The organism is Actinoplanes sp. NPDC049802, assembly GCF_040656595.1.
Classification (GTDB): domain Bacteria; phylum Actinomycetota; class Actinomycetes; order Mycobacteriales; family Micromonosporaceae; genus Actinoplanes.
Map to the genome: position 1 here is coordinate 1 of NZ_JBFAMR010000022.1, position 22,361 is coordinate 22,361.

Here is a 22,361-nt window from a genome sequence, read left to right on the forward strand (position 1 = left end):
CCTCCCCGCAGTTTGGTGTCTTGTGTCCTTTGGTGTGATCTTCCGATGTGTTTTGGGGGTGCGTTCCGCACCCGAAAACCACACAACGGGCCAGCCAGCGTGCGGAATCGGGGCGCGGACCGCACCCGAAAGTCACACGGCCTTTCTCGCTGTCAGAGGGAGGCGGGCAGGATGCCCTCGGCGGGTGGGGCCGGCGTGGGCAGCGGAACCGCGGGCAGGTCGGGCAGGACCGGCTCGACGATGTCGAAGTACTCCGGGCGGGGGTAGCGGCGGGCCAGCCGAAGCAGTCGGACGACCACCCGGCGGCGGGCGTTCAGCGCGTCACGGACCTGGTCGGTGTGCACCTGGCGGGCCAGGACGACGCGCCGGCTGGTGGCCACCAGGGTGCGGGCCGCCGGATCGGCCGGATCCAGCACGATGCTCTGCAGCTGGCGGGTCAGGTCGTTCTCGGCCGTCTCCCGGTCCCCCGGCTCGGCGTCCAGCGCCAGCCGGGCCGCCGCGTACAGCTCCACCGCATCGGACCGCTCGGCGACCACCGCGGCCGCCGCCGCCCGGCGCAACAGATGCGCGTCCAGGGCGCGCTCGGCCGACCGGGCCCGCGCATGCAGGCGCTCCACCCGCTGGGCGGTCCAGCCGAGGTACGCCGAGAAGATCGCGGCCAGCACGACGACTCCCACCACCCACCACATGCCGGGCATCGTAGTGCCCGGTTGTGTCCGCGGCCGTGGTCAGGACCACTCGTCGTCGAAAACCCTCCCGTCGGTGGCCTCGATGGCGGTCGCGTACACCTCGAGCACCCGGTTGGCCACACTCGGCCAGTCGAACGTACCGACCACCTGGCGGGCGCAGGAGGCCAGCTCGGCGCGCCGGGCCGGGTCGTCCAGCAGCACACCCAGCAGCTCGGTGAGAGACGCCTGGTCGCCGGTGGGGAACAGCGCCCCGGCCCGGCCGCCGTCGAGCACCCGGCGGAACGCGTCCAGGTCGCTCGCGGCGATCGCGGCTCCGGCCGCCATCGCCTCGGTCAGGATCATGCCGAAGCTCTCGCCGCCGGTGTTCGGGGCCACGTAGACGTCGACGCTGCGCAGCATCCGCGCCTTGTCCACCTCGGAGACCAGGCCCAGGAACTCCACCCGATCGTGCAGGCCGGCCGGGATGTCGTCGAAGAGCTCGTCGCGGTCGCCCGGTCCGGCCACCAGCAGCCGCAGCCCAGGGCGTTCCCGGGCGAGCGACACGTACGCCGTACGCAGCAGGGGGAAGCCCTTGCGCGGCTCGGTGAACCGGCCCAGGAAGCCCAGCGCCCCACCCGGGCCGGGCCATCCCGGCAAGGGCGAAGCCGAGGCGAACTTGGCCACCGCGACCCCGTTGGGGATCTCGACCGCGCCACCACCGAGGTGTTCCACCTGCACCTTGCGGGCGAGTTCGCTGACCGCGATGCGTGCGGTGATCTTCTCCATCACCGGTTGGAGGAAGGGCTGGAGCCCGGACAGCGCCCGCGACCGGGTCATCGCGGTGTGGAAGGTGGCCACCACCGGGCCGCGCGCCGACACCACGGCCAGGAACGAGAGGCTGGGTGAGAACGGCTCGTGAACGTGCAGCACGTCGAACTCGCCGCGGCGCAGCCAGCGCCGGACCCGGGTGGTCGACACCGGCCCGAAGGCGATCCGGGCCACCGAGCCGTTGTACGGCAGGGGCACGGCCCGTCCGGCGGGCACCACGTAGTCCGGCAACTCGGCGTCGTCGTCGGCGGGCGCCAGCACGCTCACCTCGTGCCCGAGCCCGAGCAGGGCCTCCGCGAGGTCCATGATGTGGTTCTGCACACCGCCGGGGACGTCGAACGAGTACGGCGAGACGATCCCGATCCGCACGGCGCCTCCTAGAGCCAGAGCTTCTGGAGCATGTGCCAGTCCTGCGGGTGATCGGCGATGCCGGCCGCGTACGCGTCGGCAAGCATCTGGGTGGTGGCCTTCACACGCTCGTCGAGCCGGCCGTCCGCCGCCGGGACGATCCTGTGGAGCCGGGACGTGGTGCGGGTCTCGTCGAACCAGAGGTCGACCACGAAGAGCGGCGCGCCGGTGCGGATGGCGAGGATGGCCGGGCCGGCCGGCATCCTGGTCCGCCCGCCGAAGAACTCCACCTCGACGCCTCTGCGGGACAGGTCACGGTCGCCGAGCAGCGGGACCACCCAGCCCTTGCCGAGGTGCTCCTCGAGCACGTCCAGCGGTGCGCGATCCCCGCCGGTGTGCGGGAGGATCTTCATGCCGAGCTTCTCCCGGTACGCCAGGAACTGTTCGGCCACGCCCTCGGGTTTGAGCCGCTCGGCCACCGTGATCAGCGGCCAGTCGTGTGAGCACACCCACGCGCCGGCGGCGTCCCAGTTGCCCATGTGCGGCAATGCCAGGATCACCCCGTCACCGGCGGCGACCGCCTGCCGGAGCTGCTGGTAGCTCTCCGGGACCATGAAGAACCCGTCGAGGAACTGCTCGCGGCTCTGCGACGGCAGCCGGAACGCCTCCATCCAGTACCGGGCGTAGGAGCGCAGCGCGTCCCGGACCAGGGTGTCGGGCATGTCGTCGCCGACCACGTGGCGCAGGTTGGCGCGCAGCCGCTGGGTGCCGGGCCCGTTGCTCTTCCACGCCCGGTCGGCGCCCGCGGTGAAGAGGGCCTTCGCCACCGGCAGCGGCAGCGCGCGGACCACCCGCCACCCGGCCAGGTAGCCGAGTTCGATCAACCGGTCCTTCACTCGGCGGCCGCCTTCGGCTCGGTGCGCCGTGCGTGGAGCAGCCGCTGGGCGGCGGTGATCACGGAGAGCACGGCCAGCACCCAGAGCGCGGCGGGCAGGCCCCACTCCAGTCCGGCCGCGCCGAGCAGGCCGCCGGCGCCGACGATGAGCAGCCGTTCCAGGCGCTCGGCGATGCCGACGTCGGCGTTCAGCCCGAGACTCTGGGCGCGGGCCTTGACGTACGACACGACCTGCCCGAAGACGAGGCTGACCAGCGCCGCGACGACTCCGCCGAACGGGTTGCCCTCGGTCGCCAGGTAGTAGGTGACCGCACCGAACACGGCGCCGTCGGCGATGCGGTCCATGGACGAGTCGAGCAACGCCCCGAACTTGGAGGAACCGCCCCGTTGCCGGGCCATTGTGCCGTCGAGCACGTCGGTGAGGGCACAGGCGGTTACGATCACGGTGCCCCAGAACAGGTGACCCTGCGCACCGAAATACGAACCGATGAGCACGCCGACCGTGCCGGCGACGGTGACCGCGTCTGGTGAGACGCCGATCCTGAGCAGAAAACGGGCGACGGGGTCGACGACATACGCGACGACGGCACGAGCCGTTGTTTGAACGATCTTTGCCATGGCCGTCCCACCATAACGGCGTGCGACCAGCGGTGGTACGGCTCGGGCCGTGGGTTGGCCGGATCGTCACCATCCGGCACAGTTACGGGCCGGAAGTCCTTGCGACCACTACCGCGCCGGGTGTGGGATTCAGACAACAGCGGCGTTACAAACGGGAAACGACGGGAGCGCTCGGCATGGCGCAGAAGACTTCGGAGAAAGGGCTTGCCGGCGCCGGTGCGCCGGCGGTGACCGACCCCGGCAGAGTTCGCAACGTGGTGCTCGTCGGCCATTCCGGTTCCGGGAAGACGACCCTGGTCGAGGCGCTGCTCTCGGCCAGCGGGACGATCCCGCGGGCCGGCGGGGTGACGGACGGCACCACGGTCACCGATCACGATCCGGCGGCGATCCGGCAGCAGCGCTCGGTGGCGCTGGCCTGCGCGCCGCTGATGCACGGCAACGTGAAGATCAACCTTCTGGACACGCCCGGGTACGCCGACTTCGTCGGTGAGCTGCGGGCCGGCCTGCGTGCCGCGGACGCCGCGCTCTTCGTGGTCTCCGCGGTCGACGGCGTGGACGAGTCCACCGTGGCCCTCTGGGAGGAGTGCGCCGCGGTCGGCATGCCGCGAGCCGTGGCCATCACCCGCCTCGACCATCCGCGTGCCGACTACGACCAGGCGCTGCAGGATTGCCAGGAGGCGTTCGGGGAGAACGTCCTGCCGATCTACCAGCCGATGCTCGCCGACGACGGCGAGGCGATCGCCGGGCTGCTCGGTCTGATCACGCTGCGGGTTCTGGACTACTCCGAGGGCTACCCGCCGCGGGCCGGCGACGCCGAGCCCGAGCACCTGAACCCGATCGCCGACGACCGGAACACGCTGATCGAGGGAATCATCGCGGAGAGCGAGGACGAGACCCTCATGGACCGCTACCTCGGTGGCGAGACGATCAGCACCGACGCCCTGATCCCGGACCTGGAGAAGGCCGTCGCGCGGGGCAACTTCTACCCGGTAATCCCGGTCTGCGCCGGCACCCGCGTCGGTCTGGACGCGCTGCTCGACGCCATCGCCAGCGGTTTCCCGTCGCCGTTGGAGCACGGCCTGCCGGTCGTCACCGGGGTGGACGGCTCGCCCCGCCCGCCGCTTACCTGCGACCCGTCCGGCCCGCTGGTGGCCGAGGTGGTCCGCACCACGATCGACCGGCACGTCGGCCGGGTCTCCCTGGTCCGGGTCTTCTCCGGCACCCTGCGGCCGGACCAGACGCTGCACGTCTCCGGGCACGGTATGGCCGAGCGCGGTCACCCCGACCACGACGCCGACGAGCGGGTGGCACACGTCTACTCGCCGCTCGGCGCACAGCTGCGCGAGGTGCCCTCCTGCCTGGCGGGCGACATCTGCGCGATCACCAAGTCGGGCTCGGCGGAGACCGGCGACACCCTCTCCAGCAAGGACGATCCGCTGCTGATGGAGCCGTGGCGGATGCCCGAGCCGCTGCTGCCGATCGCCGTGGTCGCCAAGACCCGGTCCGACGAGGACGCCCTCGCGAAGAACCTGGCCAAGCTGGTCGCCGGCGACCCGACGCTGCGCCTGGAGCGCAACCCCGAGACGCACCAGCTGGTGCTCTGGACCATGGGTGAGTCGCACGCCGACGTGGTGCTCGACCGGCTCCGCTCGGGCGGCGTCGAGCTGGACACCGAGCCGGTCAAGGTGGCGCTGCGGGAGACGTTCGGCGCGCGGGCGAAGGGCCACGGGCGGCACGTGAAGCAGTCCGGCGGCCACGGCCAGTACGCGGTCTGCGACATCGAGATCGAGCCGCTGCCCCGCGGCGAGGGCTTCCAGTTCGTCGACCGGGTGGTCGGCGGCTCCGTGCCGCACAACTACATCCCGTCGGTGGAGAAGGGCGTCCGTGCCCAGCTCGAGCGTGGTCTGGCCGCCGGTTACCCGGTGGTGGACCTGAGGGTGACCCTCTACGACGGCAAGGCGCACAGTGTCGACTCCTCGGACGCCGCCTTCCAGACGGCCGGCGCGCTGGCGCTGCGGGCCGCCGCCGAGCAGGGCCAGATCACCCTGCTCGAACCGGTGGACGAGATCATCGTGCGGGTTCCGGACTCCTACGTCGGCGCGGTGATGAGCGACCTGTCCGGCCGCCGCGGCCGCCCGATGGGCAGCGAGTCCGGTGGCGAGGGCGAGGGCAGCCTGGTCCGCGCCGAGGTCCCGGCCACCGAGCTGGTCCGGTACGCGGTGGAGCTGCGCGCCCTCACCTCGGGCACCGGCACGTTCACCCGGCGCTACGTGCGCCACGAACCGATGCCTCCGCACCTGGCCGAGGCCGTCCGCAAGGAGCACGCGGTCGCTAGATGACGATGGCGTTGGCCGCCTCGTGCATCGGCGCGAGCACCTTGTCGATCACCTGCTCCTTGCGCGGGTGGAAGCGCAGGGTCCGCATCCCGTAGTTACGGAACGCGATGGCGAGGCGGCTGCCGGGCACCATGTCCCGGGCCATCTTCCGGCCGAAGGCCATGTTCTTCTCCACATACGGCCGCATCTCGGCCTCGTAGGCGGCGAGCCCGCCCGGCGCGCCGAGGTGCCGGCCGAGCACGTAGGCCCCGGTGAGGGCCAGGCTGGTGCCCTGCCCGGAGGCGGGTGACGGGCAGTACGCCGCGTCGCCGAGCAGCGTCACCCGCCCGGCCGACCAGCTCGGCAGCTCCACCTGGCTGAGCGAGTCGAAGTAGAAGTCGGCGGAGGCGTCCATCGCCGCCAGGAAGTCGTCGCTGCGCCAGCCGCGGCCCGCGAAGGCCGCCCGGACCAGCTCCTTCTGGCCGGCCACGTCGCGCCGGTCGTGGTCGAGCGGGCCGGCCGCGAAGGTCATGCCGACCTTCGCGGGCTCGCCGGCGCCCATCGCGTACGCGAAGATCAGCCGGCCGGGCTCGGAATACATGATCTCCTCGCGGTCGATGCCGAGGTCGTTGGGCGCCGAGAAGATCGAGATGTACGCGCCCAGATGGCTGAGCGGGGTCTCGCCGAACACCCGCCGGCGGGTCGCCGAGTGCAGGCCGTCGGCACCCACCACGTAGGCGAACTCGGCCCGCGCGCCGCTTTCGAAGGTGACCTCCACCCCGTCCGGCCCGTCGGTCAGGCCGGCGATCGCGTCACCGAACCGGTAGTCCACGTCGGCGGCGGTGGCGTCGAACAGGATCCGGCCCAGGTCACCGCGCATGATCTCCAGGTCGTCGCCGCGCCGGCCCATCAGCAGGTCGGCCGGGAGGACGGCGATCGGCCGGCCGTCCCGCTTCACGTAGGTGATGCGGCACATCCCGGTGTCGCGCTCGCGGGCGGCGGCGTGCAGCCCCATCCGCTGCAGGACGGTGGTCCCGGCACCGCGGACGTCGACCTTGTAGCCACCGGCCCGCAGCTCCGGCGCCCGCTCCACGACGGTGACCCGCCACCCCGCCCGGACCAGCCAGAAGGCCAGCGCCGGACCCGCCACACCCGCACCTGAGATCAGGACCTCGCGATTCGTCATGCCACCAACTATACAAACGTCTTATACGTTTGTATAGAAGTTAGGATGCGCGACATGGGCCACCGGGAAGACCTGCTGGTAGGAGCGAAACGAGCGCTCTACGAGAAGGGGTACGCGAACATCACGGCACGCGACATCGTGGCCGCGTCGGGCACGAACCTCGCGTCGATCGGCTATCACTACGGGTCGACGAAGGCGCTGCTCACCGCCGCGATGATCAGCTCGATGGAGGACTGGGGCGAAGCCGTCGGCCGGGCCCTCAGCGAGCCGGACGGCGACGCGGACACCGAGCCGATGCTGCGGTTCTGGCGGCGGGTGATCCGCTCCGTCCAGGCCGACCGGCCGCTCTGGCTGGCCAGCGTCGAGGCACTGACCCAGAGCGAGCACGACCCGGCACTTCGCGCCCAGTTGGCGGCCGGCGTCCACGAGGGCCGCAAGGGCATGACCGCGCTGATCACCGGCACCCCCGAGGACGAGCTGGACGAGGTCACCGTGCGCACCCTGGGGTCGGCTCAGATGGCCCTGATGTCGGGGGTGGTGACCCAGTGGCTCACCGACCCGGCGACCGCCCCGACCGCCGAGGAGATCGTCGCCGGGGTCCGGGCGCTAGGCGGAAGGCCAGGACTTGGCCAGTAGATCGCGGGTGTCGTAGAGCAACTGCGGCAGCACCTTGGTCCGGCCGATCACCGGCATGAAGTTGGCGTCGCCGCCCCACCGCGGCACCACGTGCTGGTGCAGGTGGGCGGCGATCCCGGCGCCCGCCACCGAGCCCTGGTTCATCCCCAGATTGAAGCCGTGCGGGCTGCTGCTCGCCCGGATCACCCGCATCGCGGTCCGGGTGAACGCGGCCACCTCGGCCGTCTCGTCCTCGGTGAGGTCGGTGTAGTCGGCCACATGACGGTACGGGCAGACCAGCAGGTGCCCCGGGTTGTACGGATACAGGTTGAGCACCGCGAAGACCAGCACGCCCCGCGCCACCACCAGCGTCTGCGCCTCGGGCAGGCCGGGCGCCAGACAGAACGGGCAGCCGGCCGGCTTCTCATACCCACCCTCCGGGCGGTCCTCGCCCGAGATGTAGGTCATCCGGTGCGGCGTCCAGAGCCGCTCCAGCCCGTCCGGCACACCCAGATCGTCCACGTCCCGCATCCTATGCGGAAACGGCCGCCTCACCATGCACGTGGAACCGGCCGCCCCCGAGACGCTTCGCCGTGTACATGGCGGCGTCGGCATACCGCAGCACGTCGTCCGGGCTGTCCCCCGGCTCGGACAGGGCGATGCCGATGCTCGCCGGAGTCCGCAACAGGTGCCCGCCGACCGGGACCGCCTCGTCCAGCGCAGTCACGATCCGCTCGGCGATCCGCAGCGCGTCGGCAGGTTCCCGCAGATCCTCGGCCACCACCACGAACTCGTCGCCGCCCAGCCGGGCCACCATGTCCTCGGTACGCACACAGGTCTTCAACCGCTCGGCCACCACCTTGAGCAGCGTGTCGCCGGCGTCGTGCCCGTACGTGTCGTTGACCGGTTTGAAGCCGTTCAGATCGAGCAGCAGCACCCCGACCGGCCGGACGGTACGCCGTGAGCGCGCCAGCGCCCCGGTCAGCCGGTCGCGCAGCAGAGCCCGGTTGCCGAGCCCGGTGAGCATGTCGTGCATGGCCCGCACCGTCAGCTCGGCGGTCAGCGCCACGCTGTCCAGCGCCAGCGACACCTGGGTGCGCAGGGTCTGCAGCGCCTTCATCACGTCGGCGGGCAGCTCCTCGTCGGTGCCGACGGTCAGCACCCCGAAGAACCGGTCGCCGTTGAGCAGCGGCAGCAGCATGATCGGCCGGTGGTCGAAGGCGTCCAGGCCGGCGACGCCCAGGCCGGACCAGCCGGGCGCGGTGACGACCTCGCCGCGGGCCACCCGGGCGGCCAGCCCGGACGGCACCATGGCGCCCGGCAGTTCGACGCCGAGCAGGGCCTCGGCGCCGGCGCCGGAAGCGTGCACCACGGTCCAGACCACGCCGTCCGGCGAGACCGTGACCACCGAGGTACGGGCGTTGGCGCAGCCGTCGAGCAGAGTGGCCGCGGCGTCGGCGGCGAGCCGGTGCACCTGGGCCGCGTCGGTGGTCCGCAGCAGCGCGGTGCCGAGGTCGCTGAGGAGTTGCTCGCGGGCCATCGACTCGCGCAGCGCCCGCATGCCGGCGTCGACGCGTACCACGAGACGGGTGTTGTCCCGCAGGCCGACCACCTGCCGGGCCACCACCAGGGTGGTCAGCGTCATCGCGGCGCCGAGCACCACCCACGCGCCGAGGTCCAGCCCGCCGGTGAGCAGCGCGCCGACCAGCAGCGCGTCGACCGCGGCGACCGCCGCGTACGGCGTCAGGCTGGACGGTCCGCGCGCACCGGCGCCGGAGTCCTCGCCATGGGTGATCTTGCGCAGGTGCGCGACCGACGCCGCGATCAGGATGCCGATGAAGATCTGCCGAGCCGCCAGCGCGAAGTGCAGGTGCTCGACCGGGAGGGTCTGCTGCATCACGTTCACCGCGGTCTGGGCGACCGCGCCGACCACCGCGAACCGCATCGCCCTGCGGCTGATCTCGGCCACCCCGCCGAGCCAGAGCCGGGTGACGGCGAACAGCGCGATCAGCACGCCGGTGGTGCGCACCAGCACCACCGTCGGCTCGGCCGCGTCGGCGCCGGCCTCGACCGCCGGGTAGACCAGGAAATACCAGAGGAACGCGGCGCCGGCCAGCAGCACGGTCGCCATGTCGAGGCCGAGCCGCAGCCGGCTGGCCGACCAGCGGTTCACCACCGGGGTGAGCAGCAGGGCCGCCAGGATCAGCACGGTGACCACGAGGTCCAGGGCGAGCGCCACCGGCGACGTCGACGGGTAGGCCGGATCACCGATCCGTACCAGCGCGGACGCCGTCATGCACGACCAGCCGAGCGTGGTGAGCAGCAGGTGCCGCCGGGCGCCGCGGAGCCCGGCCCGGCGGGCGGCCCGCCACGCCCGCCAGGCGAGGGAGGCCGGGACCGCCGACAGCAACGGGGCGAAGATCTTGTACGCGGCGCTCTGGAACTCCCACCCGCCCACGTTCAGCAGGTGCAGCACGAACCAGACGGTGACCAGGAAATACCCCGCCAGCGCCGGCGTCGGCGTCCGGAACCGCATCAGTCCTCCTGATCCCGCCGCCACGGCGTTCCGCGGGGCTACTCCGCGGTCACGTCGGACGGCGGGATCGGGAGTTGAGCTCAGGCCGCCGTCGGGCCGGTGTTAACTCGGGAGCGGACCACCTCGACCACGTGGGCGACCGCCTCGTCGATCGAGACGCCGTTGCGCTGCGAGCCGTCCCGGTAGCGGAACGACACGGTGCCGCCGTTGACGTCGTCGTCACCGGCGATCGCCATGAACGGGATCTTCTGCTGCTGCGCGGTGCGGATCTTCTTCTGCATCCGCTCGGTCGAGTAGTCGACCTCGGCGCGGATGCCTTCCTTCTTGAGCCTCGCGACGAACTCGGCCAGGTAGTCGGCGTGGTCGTCGCGGATCGGGATGCCGACCACCTGCACCGGCGCCAGCCAGGCCGGGAACGCGCCCGCGTAGTGCTCGACAAGCACACCGAAGAACCGCTCGATCGAGCCGAACTTCGCCGAGTGGATCATCACCGGCTCCTGCCGGGAACCGTCGGCCGCCTGGTACTCCAGACCGAACCCGGCCGGCTGGTTGAAGTCGTACTGGATGGTCGACATCTGCCACGTACGCCCGATCGCGTCCTTCGCCTGGACACTGATCTTGGGGCCGTAGAAGGCCGCGCCACCCGGGTCGAGCACCAACTCCAGGCCGGACTCCTCGGCCACGTCGGACAGGACCTTGGTGGCCTTCTCCCACTGCTCGTCCGTACCGATGAACTTGTCGCTCTTCGGGTCCCGGGTCGACAACTCCAGGTAGTAGTCGTCCAGGCCGAAGTCGTCGAGCAGCGAGCGCACGAAGTTCAGCAGGTGCTTGATCTCGTCCGGCGCCTGCTCGGCGGTGACGTAGGAGTGCGAGTCGTCCTGGGTCAGGCCGCGCACCCGGGTCAGGCCGTGCACCACGCCGGACTTCTCGTAGCGGTACACCGTGCCGAACTCGAACAGCCGCATCGGCAGCTCACGGTAGGACCGCCCGCGCGACCTGAAGATCAGGTTGTGCATCGGGCAGTTCATCGCCTTGAGGTAGTAGTTCGCCCCCTCCAGCTCCATCGGGGGGAACATCGTGTCCTTGTAGTAGGGCAGATGTCCCGACGTGTGGAACAGGCCCTCCTTGGTGATGTGCGGGCTGCCGACGTACTGGAAGCCCTCCTCGATGTGCCGGGCCCGGACGTAGTCCTCCATCTCCCGCTTGATCACCCCACCCTTCGGGTGGAAGACCACGAGACCCGACCCGATCTCGTCGGGGAAGGAGAAGAGATCCAGCTCGGCGCCCAGCTTGCGGTGGTCGCGGCGCTCGGCCTCGGCAAGACGGTTGAGGTACGCCTTGAGCTCGTCCCGCGACGGCCACGCCGTCCCGTAGACCCGCTGGAGCTGTGGGTTGTTCTCCGACCCGCGCCAGTAGGCGGCGGCCGAGCGCATCAGCTTGAACGCCGGGATGAGCCGGGTCGACGGCAGGTGCGGGCCGCGGCACAGGTCGCCCCAGACCCGGTTGCCGTCGGAGTCGAGGTTGTCGTAGTGGGTCAGCTCGCCCGCCCCGACGGCGGCGGCCTCCTCGTCCACGTCGCCCTTGATGTCCACCAGCTCGAGCTTGAACGGCTCGTTCGCCAGCTCGGTCTTCGCCTCGTCCAGGGAGGCGTACTCCCGCCGCCGGAACGTCTGGCCGGCCTTGACGATCTCCTGCATCCGCTTCTCGAGCTTCGTCAGGTCCTCCGGCTGGAACGGCTTCGCCACGTCGAAGTCGTAGTAGAAGCCGTCCCGGATCGGCGGGCCGATGCCCAGCTTCGCCTCCGGGAACACGTCCTGCACGGCCTGGGCGAGCACGTGCGCGGTCGAGTGGCGCAGCACGTCGAGCCCGTCCGGCGTGTCGATGGCGACCGGGGTCACCTCGGTGTCGGCCGAAGGCTTCCAGTGCAGGTCGCGCAGCCGGCCGTCGGCCTCACGGACCACGACGACGGCCTTCGGCCCGTGCGCCGGGAGCCCGGCGGCGGCCACCGCGTCGGCCGCCGTAGTCCCGGCCGGGACGACTAGTGGGTCGGCCACAGCTGGTGTACGGGGTGCAGACACGGTGATCTCCATTCGGAAGGTGACGCGGACCGTCCCTGATGCTATCCGCCGAGCTTCGGCGGGTTTCGCCCGGCGCGCGCCGCTCAAACGCGTGTGGCTTTCGGGTGCGGATCGCACCCGAAAGCCACACGCGTGGAGCCGGGGTGCGCATCGCACCCGAAAGCCACACGTGAAGTTGGGTGCGCATCGCAGCCGAAAGCCACGCGTGTGGAGTTGGGGCGCGGATCGCACCCGAAAGCCACACGTGAAGTTGGGTGCGCATCGCAGCCGAAAGCCACGCGTGTGGAGTTGGGGTGCGCATCGCACCCGAAAGTCACACGCGTCATTCGCCGCCCACGGCGGCGAGCCATCCGGGAAGGGGTTCGCGAGCCGACAGCCAGGCCGCCGGGATGCCGTCGAAGCCGGTGTGGGCCGCCACCACTCCCCCGGCGATCGCCGCCGTGGTGTCCACGTCACCGCCCGCGAGCACGCACGCCGCCACGGCCGCCGGGTAGTCGTCGAGGAACCGGTCGGCGGCCCAGAGCGCGAACGGCACGGTGTCCTGGGCGGTCGCCTGCGCGCCCGAGCCGAGCCGTTCGGCGGCCTCGGCGACCGTCGTCATGGACAGCGCGGCCGCCTCCAGCAGGCCGTCGCGCACCACACCGGCCGGCGTGTGCCCGGCGGTGGCCCGCAGCAGCTGCCCGCGATCCGGTTTGTGCCCGTTCAGCCGGGCGGCGGCGGCCACCGCGGCGGCCACGGTCACCGCCACGCCACCGGCGACGCCCTCGGGATGGGCGTGTGTCACCTCGGCGGCGCGTACCCCCTGGACCGCGGCGTGCGCGAGCGAGTCGGCGTGCCAGGCGCCCAACGGCGCGGCCCGCATGGCCGCGCCGTTGCCGCAGGAACCCTGCCCGTTGAAGGCGGCGGCCGCGGCGATCGGCCAGGGCAGGCCCTCGCGGATCTCCCGGAGCATCACCACGGCGCCCGGACCGTACCCCCGGTACGGCTCGAAGCGGCGGGCCAGCAGTTCGGCGAAGGCGTCCCGGTCGAAGTCGCCCTCGGCCAGCGTGGCGACCAGGCAGCAGGCCTGCTCGGTGTCGTCGGTCCACTCCCACGGCGGCTCGGGCAGGATCGCCTCGAGCAGGTCGGCGGGCCGGTTGCCGGGCACGAAGTACTGGGCGCCGAGGGCGTCTCCGACACTGAGGCCGGCGAGGCTCTCCAGGGCCAGCGCGAGTCGCGTACCGGGGAAAAGGGTGAATGACATCGGTACTTCGGATCGTATTGCATCACTGACGTTCGTTGGCGACCGACCTTGCGCTCCACAATGCGCAATTGACGCGAATGGGCCCTCTTGTCGCGTACAAATCTCACTGAGCGTCATCAAGGACTCTCGCTCGATCACCCTTTAGGATCTGGCTTGCCATTGACGCTACGGTCTTCGCATGGCCACGGTGTTGCTCGTCGAAGACGACCATGTCGTGCGCGGCGCCATGCTCCGATCGCTCGCCGACCGGGGACACGCCGTGCACGCCGTCGGCACCGCCCTGGAAGCGCTGCGGCGGGTCGCCGCGGAGACGCCCGACCTCGTCGTGCTGGATCTGGGACTACCCGATCTGGACGGATCGGACGCCTTGCGGATGCTGCGCGGCATCACCGACGTGCCGATCATCATCGCCACCGCGCGCGACGACGAGCAGACCGTCGTCCGGCTGCTGCGGGCCGGCGCCGACGACTACATGGTCAAGCCGTTCACCGGCGCCCACCTGGACGCGCGAATAGCCACCGTGCTGCGCCGCGTCGGCCGGGCCAGCCGGGCCGCGCAACCCGCCGTCCACGAGGTCGGCGAGCTGCGTGTGGACGTGGGCGAGCGCAGCGCCACCCTCGGTGCTCAGCCACTGGCGCTGACCCGCAAGGAGTTCGACCTGCTGGCCTACCTCGCCGCCCGTCCGGGCCGAGTGGTTTCCCGTCGTGAGCTGTTGGAGGAGGTATGGCGACAGCCATCGGTCGGCGAGGACCAGACCATCGACGTGCATTTGTACTGGCTGCGCCGGAAACTGGGCGAGTCCGCGGCGAAGCCCCGCTACCTGCGCACCGTGCGGGGGGTCGGATTCCGGTTGGTGGCGCCGGACTGAGGTTGCGGCTGGCGTACACCACCGCCGCCACGACCGCCGTCGCCGCACTCGTCTTCCTCGTACCGCTCGGCTGGGGCCTGCGCGACGACCATCGGGACGCCGCTCTCGCGGACGCCGCCGCCCGTACCGCGACGGTGGCCGGCGCCATCGCCTCCGGAGCCGGCGAGCGTGGCGTGGCCGCCGCGGTCACGCTGGCCGGTGGCGCACCGGTGGTGCACACCCCGGGGCTCTCACCGTCCGCCGGTGGGCGGGCCGACGCCGGCCTGATCGACCGCGCCGCGACCGCGCCCGAACCGACCGTCGAGGAGGTCGACGGCGGGATGGTCCACCTCCAGCCGGTCACGGTCGGCTCACGGACCCTGGTGGTCGAGGCGTTCGTGGCCGACTCGGCGCTGAACCACAACACCGCCCGGGACTGGTGGCTGCTGCTCGGTCTCGCGGTGGTGCTGGTGGGTGGTGCGGTCGTGGTGGTGGACCGGCTGGCCCGCGGCGCCGTCGACTCGGCCCGCAACCTGGTCGAGGCGGCGCTCGCGGTCGGTGACGGCGATCTGGGCGTCCGGATCAGCCCGTCCGGCCCGAGGGAGCTGGCGGAGGCCGGTTACGCCTTCAACCGGATGGCCGACCGGTTGGTCACCTCGCGGACCGACGAACGGGAACTCGTCGCCGACCTGTCGCACCGGCTGCGTACCCCGCTGACCGCGTTGCGGCTCGACGCCGAGGCGCTCGACCCCGACGACACCCAGATCATCGACCTCACCGCGGACGAGGTGGACCGCCGCCGCGGGATCCGCCGCATCCGGCAGGCGATCACCACCCTGGAGGACGAGGTCAACCAGCTGATCAACACCACCCGGCAGGCCGTCGCCGACCGGGTCGCCGCCACCCCCGAGAACGAGTTGTGCGACGCCAGCGAGGTGGTTCGGGAGCGGATGATGTTCTGGTCCGCGCTCGCCGGCGACCAGGAGCGGCAGTACCGGGTGGTCGGCGCGCATCTGCGGATCCCGGTGCCGGTGGCCCGGACCGAGCTGGCCGCCGCACTGGACGCGGTGCTCGGCAACGTCTTCCGCTACACCCCGCAGGGCACCGCCTTCGAGGTCGGGCTGTCGCGGCGCGACGGCTGGGTGGCGCTGCGGGTCGACGACGCCGGCCCCGGCATCCCCGATCCGCAGGGCGCGCTGCGGCGCGGCCAGAGCAATCAGGGTTCGACCGGTCTGGGGCTGGACATCGCCCGCCGGGTGGCGCAGACGACCGGCGGGTCGCTCAGCCTGGACCGGGCCGCCATGGGTGGCGCCAGCGTGGTCATGCTGTTGGCCGACGCGGACGCCACCCCGAAACAGCCGAGCAGGTTCGGGCTGGTCGGACGGGGCCGGCCGGCACGCGACCGTGATCCGGGACGGCGTCGCTGGCAACGAGGACGGGAATGAGCCGTATCCCCCGATCGGGACAGCCCTGGCTTATATCTGTTTTAAGAACGTTCCCCTGGGGGCGCGGGGCTGGCAGGGTTCCCACCGATCCCATCCGGCTTCCCGGATCGCAACCCGCAGCGCGTCCCCTACGCCGCGAACCGCGAAGCCACCGTGCGGTGGGAGGCGGTCACCCCATGGGCCCCTCCCACCGCAACACCGCTCGACGAGGAGACGCCGTGTCCGCGCATCGCCGGCCGACGTTCCGCGGGTCGCCGCCAGGACGGCGCCGCGCGGCGAGCCCTCCGAAAACTCCCCGCACACGCTCCGCGACCTTCCGCCTCCTCCCGGTAGCGCTGGGTCTGGCCCTGCTCGGGGTCGGCGGGGTCGTCGGCCCCAGCGTGATCGGCGGCGGCCCCTCCGACGACGACTTCGCGCTGACCGCGCTGCCGACCGACGCCCCGGAGCAGGGTCTGGTCTACGACGGGCTGAAGCTGGCCTCGTCCGATTCGGCCTGCGCCGGGTCGTACCAGCTGTTCGACGAGCTCTGCACGCACGGCCCGGATCCGGCTCCGGCAGGTCTCGCGGTGCGCCGTGACGTCGCCCCGGTGACCGCCGGCGGCGACCAGATGGCCGCCGTGCGGCGGGAGACCGGGAACGTGCCCGGCGACGCCGAGATCGCCCGCGACGAGGGCGGCAGCGCCATCACCGCGGACGCCCCGGCCCTGATCCCGGACGCCGCGCCCGGCCAGGCCGACTTCATCCTGGGCCCGGGCGACGTGGCCTGCGCCGGTGACGGCCGCACCGGCAAGCGGGTGCAGTTGCTCTACCTGCACGAGTCCGGCAACGCCAGCCGGTACCCGAGGTTCCTGAACTCGTTCCGCACCTGGGCCGCCGGGGTGGACACCATCTTCGACGCCAGCGCGGGCGAGACCGGCGGCTCCCGGCACGTCCGGTACGTCACGACGCCCGAGTGCCGCGCCGACGTCGCCGAGGTGGAACTGCCGGACGGTTCGCTGCGCACGTTCGCCACCACCGTCGACGCGCTGCGCGGGCTCGGCTACAACCGCACCGACCGCAAGTACCTGATGTTCGCCGACACGAACCTGTACTGCGGCATCTCGACCTACGTCAACGACACCCGGGCCGGCCGGGGCAACCGCAACAACGGCGGCCCGTCGTACGCCCGGGTCGACTCCGGCTGCTGGAGCGCCGCGATGGCCGCCCACCAGCTGACCCACACCCTCGGCGCGGTCCTCACCGACTCGCCGAACGCGACCGGCGCGGGTAGTTGCCTGGACGAGTACGACCTGCTCTGCGGCGAGGACCGGACCGGCAAGCCGGTGAAGAACGTGTGCCCGAAGAAGAACGAGATCCGCCTCGACTGCGGGCACGACGACTACTTCAGCACGAACCCGAAGCCGGGCAGCTACCTGGCGAAGCACTGGAACGTGGCGCTCAGCGAGTTCCTGCTGCGCAGCGACGGCGGTGACGACATCCCGGACGCTCCCGGCGCCACGGTGCCGGACAAGGGCGCGCCGGCCGGCCCCCCGCCGGCGAGCCCGTCCGCCCCGGCACCGGCGCCGAGCACGGCGGCGCCGAGCCCGAGCGGCTCCACGCCCACACCCGAACCCAGCGTCTCGGCGAGCACCGGCCCGGCGCCGCAGCCCAGCGTCTCCGCGGGGCTGCCGCCGGTGGACGTCACCCCGGTCGCGCACCACACCACGCCGCCCGTCGCGGACGGCACCGGCGACCAGCCCGGCGACGCGGTCCCGGCGGCCCCGCCGGAGGTGACCGACGACGGCGTGCAGGCGGTACTGGAGATCCGTGAGGCGACGAGCGGCTCGGTCCGGCTGATCTGGAGCGCGGCCGCCGCCGACGCGAAGTACGAGGTGTCGGTGGACGGCGAGCCGGTGGCCACCACCCGGGCCACCCGGGCCCGGCTGATCGGCTTGAGGCCGGACGCGAAGTACCGGGTCGAGGTCCGTAACCGGAGACTGGGCTACCACGCCAAGGGCACCGCCGAGACGGCGCCGTCGGCCCGCCCGGTGCAGAATTCCTGGTTCGTGCTGACCAACTCGCTGACCGGCGGCGCGGCCGACCTGTACGCGGCCCGAGCGGCCGACGGCACCCCGGTCATCCTCGGCAGCGACGAGGGTGGCACCCAGCAGCAGTGGCAGCTGGTGCCCGCGGAGGGCGGCACCTACTCGCTGGTGTCCAAGGCGAGCAACCGGTGTGTGGTCCCGCTCGGCGGGTCCGCGGTCGCCGGGGCGCCGCTGGTGCAGGGCGACTGCAAGGCCGGCCGGGCGGCGCGGTGGACGCTGCGCGCCTCGGCGTACGGCTTCACCATCCGGGCCGCCGCCGGCGACCTGGTCATCGGCGTGGGCGCGCAGCGCTTCGGCACGCGGCGCGTGCTGGTACTGCAGAAGGACACCGACCAGCGGCACCAGAGCTGGACCGCGGTTCCCGACTGACCGGAGGACGACGGGAGAGGCTGATGCCTGATCTGCTGAGCGAGGCGGAGACCGAGCCGGAGGAGGATCCGGCCCGGTTCAACCGGAGGCGGCTGGTGCGCTGGCTGACGATCCTGACCATCGGCACCCTGACGATGGTCGCCTGCTGGCAGGATCCGCTCTACCCCTGAGCGGCCTGGTAGGCGTCGATCTCGGCGAGCAGGGCCGCTTTCCCGTCGCCGGGCCGGAAGCTGTGCCGGACGGCGGCGCGGGCCAGGTCGGCCACGCCGGCGGCGTCCAGGCCGAGCAGCCGGGCGGCGGTGGTGTACTCCTGCTCGAGGGTGGTGCCGAACATCGGCGGGTCGTCCGAGTTCACGCTGACCGGCACACCGGCCGCGACCAGGGTGGTGATCGGGTGCTCGTCGAGGTCGGTGACCGCCCGGGTGCGCAGGTTCGACGTGGGGCAGACCTCGAGCGGGATGCCGTTCTCGGCGAGATGGGCCATCAGCCGCTCGTCCTGGGCGGCCGCGATGCCGTGCCCGATCCGTTCGGCGCCGAGCTCGCGCAGCGCGTCCCAGACGGTCTCCGGGCCGGTTGTCTCGCCGGCGTGCGGCACGCTGTGCAGCCCGGCCGCGCGGGCCTGGGCGAAGTACGGCCGGAACTGCGGCCGCGGCACCCCGATCTCCGGGCCGCCGAGCCCGAAACTGATCAGGCCGTCGGGCCGCTCGCCGAGGGCGATCCGCAGAGTCTCCTCGGCGGCGGGCAGACCGGCCTCGCCGGGGATGTCGAAGCACCACCGCAGGTCCACGCCGAAGTCCCGGGAGGCGCCGGCCCGGGCGTCCTCGATCGCCTCGCAGAACGCCTTCGCCGGGATGCCGCGCCGCACGCTGGAGTACGGCGTGATGGTCAGCTCGGCGTACCGGACGTTCTGCCGGCCCAGCTCACGCCCGATCTCGTAGGTGAGCAGCCGGACGTCCTCGTCGTCGCGGATCAGGTCGACCACGCTCAGGTAGATCTCGATGAAGTGGGCGAAGTCCCGGAACTCGAAGTACTCGGCGAGCCGTGCCGGGTCGGCCGGGACCGGCGAGGTGCCCTCGTGGCGGGCGGCCAGCTCGGCGACGATCCGCGGTGACGCCGAGCCGACGTGGTGGACGTGCAGCTCCGCCTTGGGCAGGCCGGCGATGAACGACGTCAGGTCCGTCAAAGGAGTATCCCCTCACATAGAAGCCTCACCCCCGACGGTACGCGGATGATCCGCGCCAATCCGCCGCACGCCGCAACATCCTCCCCACAAACCGTACGTCTGTTCTGTTTCAAGCCGTCGGCCTGGCGGTAGGGTCACGGCGTGGAAAATCGAAGCTTTCGCAAGCTGGGGCGCACGGTCGGCGTGGTCGGCCTCGGCGCCTGGCAGCTCGGCGCCGACTGGGGCCAGGTCAGCGAGGCCGACGCGCACGCGACCCTGCAGGCCGCGGTGGACGCCGGCGTCACGTTCATCGACACCGCCGACGTGTACGGCGACGGCCGCAGCGAGCAGATCATCGGCTCGTTCCTCAAGGACCGTCCCGGCCTTACCGTCTTCACCAAGATGGGCCGCCGGTTGCCGCAGGAGCCGGAGAACTACCACCTGGACAACTTCCGGGCCTGGACCGACCGATCCCGCGCCAACCTCGGCGTGGACACCCTCGACCTGGTGCAGCTGCACTGTCCGCCCACTTCGGTCTACTCCTCGGACGCGGTCTTCGACGCCCTCGACACCCTGGTCGAGGAGAAGCGCATCGCGGCGTACGGGGTGAGCGTCGAGCGGGTCGACGAGGCGCTCACCGCGATCGCCCGGCCCGGGGTGGCGAGCGTCCAGATCATCCTGAACGCGTTCCGTCTCAAGCCGCTGGAGCGGGTGCTGCCGGCCGCCGCCGAGGCCGGGGTCGGGATCATCGCCCGGGTTCCGCTCGCCAGCGGTCTGCTCTCCGGGCGCTATGACGAGAGCACCACGTTCAGCGCCGACGACCACCGCAACTACAACCGGCACGGCGAGGCGTTCGACGTCGGCGAGACGTTCTCCGGGGTGGACTTCCGGACCGGCCTGGAAGCGGTCGGCCGGCTGCGCCCGTTGGTTCCGGCCGGTGTCACCATGGCGCAATTCGCGCTCCGATGGATCATCGATCAGGTGGGCGTGACAGTGGTGATCCCGGGCGCCCGTAACCCGGAACAGGCGCGGGCGAACGCGGCGGCGGCAGATGTTTCGCAACTCTCGCCGGAAACCCGAGAAATGATCACAGCGGTCTACGATGAGTTGATTCGCCCGCAGGTGCACGACAAATGGTGAACAATGAAACCGAGAGGCCGCGGTTGCGGGGCTGGCTTGCCATGTCTCTGGGCCTGCTCGCAGTCGTGCTCGGTGGGGTGTGGACGCTTCAGGGGCTGGATGTCCTGCCCTACAGCCGGATGAGCGGTCAGACGGTGTGGGCGGTCGTGGGTGGCGGCCTGATCGTCGCCGGGCTTCTGCTGATCGCCGTCGGGATGCGCCGTCGCTCCGGCGCCCAGCGACCCGTCCAGTGACGAAAGAGGCCCCGCAACCTCGGATGAGGGTGCGGGGCCACGGTCGGGCCGGCCTCCGCCAGGCGGCCGGCGAACCGGTCTCACGACCGGCGGATCAGTCTCAGAGCGGGCGAACCTGCTCCGCCTGCGGGCCCTTCTGGCCCTGGGCGATCTCGAACTCCACCCGCTGGTTCTCTTCCAGAGTGCGGTAGCCGCTCGTCTGGATGGCCGAGAAGTGGACGAACACGTCAGCACCCCCGCCGTCGACGGTGATGAAGCCGAAGCCCTTGTCTGCGTTGAACCACTTCACGGTTCCTTGCGCCATGCTGAACTCTCCTTCTGAAAATGCCGGCCCGCCCAACCGCGGCAGCGCGGGGCCGATGACCGTTTTCGAGCAGCGGTACCGCGAGGCGGCCTTTCAGAGGACGACCCATCCACCCGACCTCGAGACAACTGCCGACCCTCCCGGGATGGGGCCGACGTCCCGCGGTCAAGCGGAAGCAGCGAACCACGTACGCAAAAACTGGCCACACTGTACCCGAAAATCGGGCCGTAAAGCTCCCCCACGTAGGAATCAAATAATGGGTGGCCGATATGGAAAAGGTCCCCCACTTCTTCCCGACGAAGTCGGAACGAAGCGGGGGACCGTCAAGACCCCTGTCTATACAGAAGATGATCTAGTCGGGCCAGGTGCCGGTCAGTTTCTGCGTCCCGATCGCCCCGCCACGGTGGACAGCGGCCTTCACCACGGCGAAGATCGCGCCCTGGATCGCGGCGGCCGCGAGAATCTCACCCCAGCCACGATCCGGATCGCCGGCGTCCGGAGCGTCGTCGTCGCCGGACACCAGCTTCCAGGCCTCCTTGAAGAGCATCCCCGCCAGCGCGCCCGCCGCGACCCCCAGCGCGATGTTCACCGGCTTGAACGCGGCCTTCTTCAACTTCCCCGCCATCAGCGCCTCCCTCGGATGATCAGCACGATCCCGGCCACGGCCGCCAGCCCGGCGACCGTCAGCACCGCCGGCCACGGATTCGCCCGTACCCGGGAACCGGCGCGATGTGCGAGATCGCGCTTATCGGCCTCGCGGACCCGGACCGCCGCGTCGGTCGCGGCCTCGCGCACCCGGCCGGTCATCACCGCCGCCTGGGTACGCACCCGCTCCTTGGTCTCGGCCACCTGCTCGCGGGCGCGGGCCTTCACGTCCGCGCGCGCGGCCAGCGCCTGCACCGTCTCACCCAGCTCGGACCGGGTCTGCCTGATCTCCTCCCGCAACGCCACCAGATCCGGCTTCGCCGCCGAACCGTTCTTCTCATGCGCAAGCTCGCTCATGCCCTCCCACTCCTGACCGCGTTCTTCACTTCGTCGACATCGGCCTTGACACTCTCGATCGCGGCCAGTGGTTCCGGCGGGACGGCCCGGTTCACCTGTTTCCGGCCGAGCAGCGCCAGCACACCGGCGATCACGAAGAGCACCACGGTGACGATGAGCGCGGACAGCCAGAGCGGGAGAACCAGGTTCAGCGCGATGACCGAGGTGGCGATCAGGCCGCCGACGCCGTAGCCGGCGAGCACGCCCGCGCCGCCGAACAGACCCGCGCCGATCCCGGCGTGCTTGCCTTTCTCCGTCAGTTCCGCCTTGGCGAGCGTCAGTTCGTCGCGGATCAGGCGGCTGACCTGCTCACTGGCCCTTTGGACCAGCTCCGCGGTGGATTGCTCGACAAGTGGCCGGGTCATCGCGTCCCCCCTTCATCCCATGTGAGCGGTGTATGCCCTCG

At 71.5% G+C, this 22,361-nt stretch carries 22 protein-coding genes; 8 read left to right on the forward strand and 14 right to left on the reverse strand.

Translation table 11 applies throughout. The features are described from left to right. Positions 1–152: 152 nt before the first annotated feature. From AB0I88_RS17225 to pgsA, 4 genes are read right to left on the reverse strand one after another with little or no spacing between them, the layout of a single operon-like run. The gene (locus AB0I88_RS17225) at positions 153–698 is read right to left on the reverse strand and encodes a hypothetical protein (protein WP_361024636.1); all 546 of its coding nucleotides are present in this window, start codon (positions 696–698) and stop codon (positions 153–155) included. Positions 699–728: 30 nt separating this feature from the next. Further along, positions 729–1,865: a glycosyltransferase family 4 protein gene (locus AB0I88_RS17230; RefSeq protein WP_361024640.1), complete on the reverse strand. Its 1,137-nt coding sequence runs from the start codon at positions 1,863–1,865 to the stop codon at positions 729–731. Between the two features lie 8 nt (positions 1,866–1,873). Beyond that, positions 1,874–2,740 (reverse strand): phosphatidylinositol mannoside acyltransferase, encoded by an 867-nt coding sequence (locus AB0I88_RS17235; RefSeq protein WP_361024643.1) that lies wholly within the window; start codon positions 2,738–2,740, stop codon positions 1,874–1,876. After that, positions 2,737–3,357, reverse strand: coding sequence for a phosphatidylinositol phosphate synthase (pgsA, locus tag AB0I88_RS17240; RefSeq protein WP_361024646.1), 621 nt, complete (start codon positions 3,355–3,357; stop codon positions 2,737–2,739). Before pgsA ends, AB0I88_RS17235 begins: the two co-directional genes overlap by 4 nt. A gap of 176 nt (positions 3,358–3,533) precedes the next feature. Between pgsA and AB0I88_RS17245 the strand changes: the two genes are divergently transcribed. Next, complete coding sequence (locus AB0I88_RS17245) at positions 3,534–5,696, forward strand: elongation factor G-like protein EF-G2 (protein ID WP_361024649.1); 2,163 nt, start codon at positions 3,534–3,536, stop codon at positions 5,694–5,696. Here the strand turns inward: AB0I88_RS17245 and AB0I88_RS17250 are convergent. Then, positions 5,689–6,858: an FAD-dependent monooxygenase gene (locus AB0I88_RS17250; protein WP_361024652.1), complete on the reverse strand. Its 1,170-nt coding sequence runs from the start codon at positions 6,856–6,858 to the stop codon at positions 5,689–5,691. The two genes, AB0I88_RS17245 and AB0I88_RS17250, sit on opposite strands and share 8 nt — an antisense overlap. A gap of 54 nt (positions 6,859–6,912) precedes the next feature. Between AB0I88_RS17250 and AB0I88_RS17255 the strand changes: the two genes are divergently transcribed. Continuing rightward, positions 6,913–7,494 carry a TetR/AcrR family transcriptional regulator gene (locus AB0I88_RS17255; protein ID WP_361024655.1) on the forward strand — a complete coding sequence of 194 codons (582 nt, stop codon included), beginning with the start codon at positions 6,913–6,915 and terminating at the stop codon, positions 7,492–7,494. On the opposite strand, the gene AB0I88_RS17260 is transcribed toward AB0I88_RS17255, so the two are convergent. The 4 genes from AB0I88_RS17260 to AB0I88_RS17275 all read right to left on the reverse strand — a co-directional run bounded on the left by AB0I88_RS17260 (position 7,465) and on the right by AB0I88_RS17275 (position 13,330). Beyond that, complete coding sequence (locus AB0I88_RS17260) at positions 7,465–7,941, reverse strand: HIT domain-containing protein (protein ID WP_361024941.1); 477 nt, start codon at positions 7,939–7,941, stop codon at positions 7,465–7,467. The genes AB0I88_RS17255 and AB0I88_RS17260 overlap by 30 nt on opposite strands. A 64-nt stretch (positions 7,942–8,005) precedes the next feature. Beyond that, complete coding sequence (locus AB0I88_RS17265) at positions 8,006–10,009, reverse strand: sensor domain-containing diguanylate cyclase (protein WP_361024658.1); 2,004 nt, start codon at positions 10,007–10,009, stop codon at positions 8,006–8,008. A gap of 80 nt (positions 10,010–10,089) precedes the next feature. Further along, a complete protein-coding gene (thrS, locus tag AB0I88_RS17270) occupies positions 10,090–12,087 on the reverse strand; it encodes a threonine--tRNA ligase (protein WP_361024661.1) in 1,998 nt (665 codons plus the stop codon). Positions 12,088–12,409: 322 nt separating this feature from the next. Then, positions 12,410–13,330, reverse strand: coding sequence for an ADP-ribosylglycohydrolase family protein (locus tag AB0I88_RS17275; protein WP_361024664.1), 921 nt, complete (start codon positions 13,328–13,330; stop codon positions 12,410–12,412). Positions 13,331–13,508: 178 nt separating this feature from the next. Here AB0I88_RS17275 and AB0I88_RS17280 point away from each other — a divergent pair, with 178 nt between their 5' ends. The 4 genes from AB0I88_RS17280 to AB0I88_RS17295 all read left to right on the forward strand — a co-directional run bounded on the left by AB0I88_RS17280 (position 13,509) and on the right by AB0I88_RS17295 (position 18,245). Beyond that, a complete protein-coding gene (locus AB0I88_RS17280) occupies positions 13,509–14,198 on the forward strand; it encodes a response regulator transcription factor (protein ID WP_361024667.1) in 690 nt (229 codons plus the stop codon). Between the two features lie 2 nt (positions 14,199–14,200). Further along, the gene (locus AB0I88_RS17285; protein WP_361024670.1) at positions 14,201–15,622 is read left to right on the forward strand and encodes a HAMP domain-containing sensor histidine kinase; all 1,422 of its coding nucleotides are present in this window, start codon (positions 14,201–14,203) and stop codon (positions 15,620–15,622) included. A 218-nt stretch (positions 15,623–15,840) separates the two neighbouring features. Next, positions 15,841–18,075 carry an RICIN domain-containing protein gene (locus tag AB0I88_RS17290; RefSeq protein ID WP_361024673.1) on the forward strand — a complete coding sequence of 745 codons (2,235 nt, stop codon included), beginning with the start codon at positions 15,841–15,843 and terminating at the stop codon, positions 18,073–18,075. 23 nt (positions 18,076–18,098) lie between these two features. After that, entirely contained in the window at positions 18,099–18,245 is a 147-nt protein-coding gene (locus AB0I88_RS17295) for a hypothetical protein (protein WP_361024676.1), read from the forward strand. Here the strand turns inward: AB0I88_RS17295 and AB0I88_RS17300 are convergent. Then, a complete protein-coding gene (locus tag AB0I88_RS17300; protein ID WP_361024679.1) occupies positions 18,236–19,258 on the reverse strand; it encodes an adenosine deaminase in 1,023 nt (340 codons plus the stop codon). The two genes, AB0I88_RS17295 and AB0I88_RS17300, sit on opposite strands and share 10 nt — an antisense overlap. Positions 19,259–19,399: 141 nt before the next feature. On the opposite strand from AB0I88_RS17300, the gene AB0I88_RS17305 reads away from it, so the two are divergent. Together AB0I88_RS17305 and AB0I88_RS17310 are read left to right on the forward strand one after the other, a co-directional pair. Further along, a complete protein-coding gene (locus AB0I88_RS17305; RefSeq protein WP_361024682.1) occupies positions 19,400–20,377 on the forward strand; it encodes an aldo/keto reductase in 978 nt (325 codons plus the stop codon). Beyond that, the gene (locus AB0I88_RS17310) at positions 20,371–20,610 is read left to right on the forward strand and encodes a hypothetical protein (protein WP_361024685.1); all 240 of its coding nucleotides are present in this window, start codon (positions 20,371–20,373) and stop codon (positions 20,608–20,610) included. The genes AB0I88_RS17305 and AB0I88_RS17310 overlap by 7 nt, the downstream gene beginning before the upstream one ends. 100 nt (positions 20,611–20,710) lie before the next feature. On the opposite strand, the gene AB0I88_RS17315 is transcribed toward AB0I88_RS17310, so the two are convergent. From AB0I88_RS17315 to AB0I88_RS17330, 4 genes are all read right to left on the reverse strand, one after another. Then, on the reverse strand, positions 20,711–20,914 hold the full coding sequence (locus tag AB0I88_RS17315; protein WP_011905669.1) for a cold-shock protein: 204 nt from the start codon (positions 20,912–20,914) through the stop codon (positions 20,711–20,713). A gap of 352 nt (positions 20,915–21,266) precedes the next feature. Next, on the reverse strand, positions 21,267–21,539 hold the full coding sequence (locus AB0I88_RS17320; protein ID WP_361024688.1) for a DUF4235 domain-containing protein: 273 nt from the start codon (positions 21,537–21,539) through the stop codon (positions 21,267–21,269). Then, entirely contained in the window at positions 21,539–21,916 is a 378-nt protein-coding gene (locus AB0I88_RS17325; RefSeq protein WP_361024691.1) for a DUF3618 domain-containing protein, read from the reverse strand. The genes AB0I88_RS17320 and AB0I88_RS17325 overlap by 1 nt, the downstream gene beginning before the upstream one ends. Further along, positions 21,913–22,320, reverse strand: a complete 408-nt coding sequence (locus AB0I88_RS17330) for a phage holin family protein (protein ID WP_361024694.1) — start codon at positions 22,318–22,320, stop codon at positions 21,913–21,915. The genes AB0I88_RS17325 and AB0I88_RS17330 overlap by 4 nt, the downstream gene beginning before the upstream one ends. Between the last annotated feature and the right edge of the window lie 41 nt (positions 22,321–22,361).

Excerpts from the sequence above, each read along its gene's own strand:
- AB0I88_RS17225 (WP_361024636.1), bottom strand. The coding sequence starts at position 698 with ATGCCCGGCATGTGGTGGGTGGTGGGAGTCGTCGTGCTGGCCGCGATC.
- pgsA (WP_361024646.1), bottom strand. The coding sequence starts at position 3,357 with ATGGCAAAGATCGTTCAAACAACGGCTCGTGCCGTCGTCGCGTATGTC.
- AB0I88_RS17245 (WP_361024649.1), top strand. The coding sequence starts at position 3,534 with ATGGCGCAGAAGACTTCGGAGAAAGGGCTTGCCGGCGCCGGTGCGCCG.
- AB0I88_RS17250 (WP_361024652.1), bottom strand. The coding sequence starts at position 6,858 with ATGACGAATCGCGAGGTCCTGATCTCAGGTGCGGGTGTGGCGGGTCCG.
- AB0I88_RS17255 (WP_361024655.1), top strand. The coding sequence starts at position 6,913 with ATGGGCCACCGGGAAGACCTGCTGGTAGGAGCGAAACGAGCGCTCTAC.
- AB0I88_RS17260 (WP_361024941.1), bottom strand. The coding sequence starts at position 7,941 with ATGACCTACATCTCGGGCGAGGACCGCCCGGAGGGTGGGTATGAGAAG.
- AB0I88_RS17265 (WP_361024658.1), bottom strand. The coding sequence starts at position 10,009 with ATGCGGTTCCGGACGCCGACGCCGGCGCTGGCGGGGTATTTCCTGGTC.
- AB0I88_RS17275 (WP_361024664.1), bottom strand. The coding sequence starts at position 13,330 with ATGTCATTCACCCTTTTCCCCGGTACGCGACTCGCGCTGGCCCTGGAG.
- AB0I88_RS17280 (WP_361024667.1), top strand. The coding sequence starts at position 13,509 with ATGGCCACGGTGTTGCTCGTCGAAGACGACCATGTCGTGCGCGGCGCC.
- AB0I88_RS17295 (WP_361024676.1), top strand. The coding sequence starts at position 18,099 with ATGCCTGATCTGCTGAGCGAGGCGGAGACCGAGCCGGAGGAGGATCCG.
- AB0I88_RS17310 (WP_361024685.1), top strand. The coding sequence starts at position 20,371 with ATGGTGAACAATGAAACCGAGAGGCCGCGGTTGCGGGGCTGGCTTGCC.
- AB0I88_RS17315 (WP_011905669.1), bottom strand. The coding sequence starts at position 20,914 with ATGGCGCAAGGAACCGTGAAGTGGTTCAACGCAGACAAGGGCTTCGGC.
- AB0I88_RS17320 (WP_361024688.1), bottom strand. The coding sequence starts at position 21,539 with ATGGCGGGGAAGTTGAAGAAGGCCGCGTTCAAGCCGGTGAACATCGCG.
- AB0I88_RS17325 (WP_361024691.1), bottom strand. The coding sequence starts at position 21,916 with ATGAGCGAGCTTGCGCATGAGAAGAACGGTTCGGCGGCGAAGCCGGAT.
- AB0I88_RS17330 (WP_361024694.1), bottom strand. The coding sequence starts at position 22,320 with ATGACCCGGCCACTTGTCGAGCAATCCACCGCGGAGCTGGTCCAAAGG.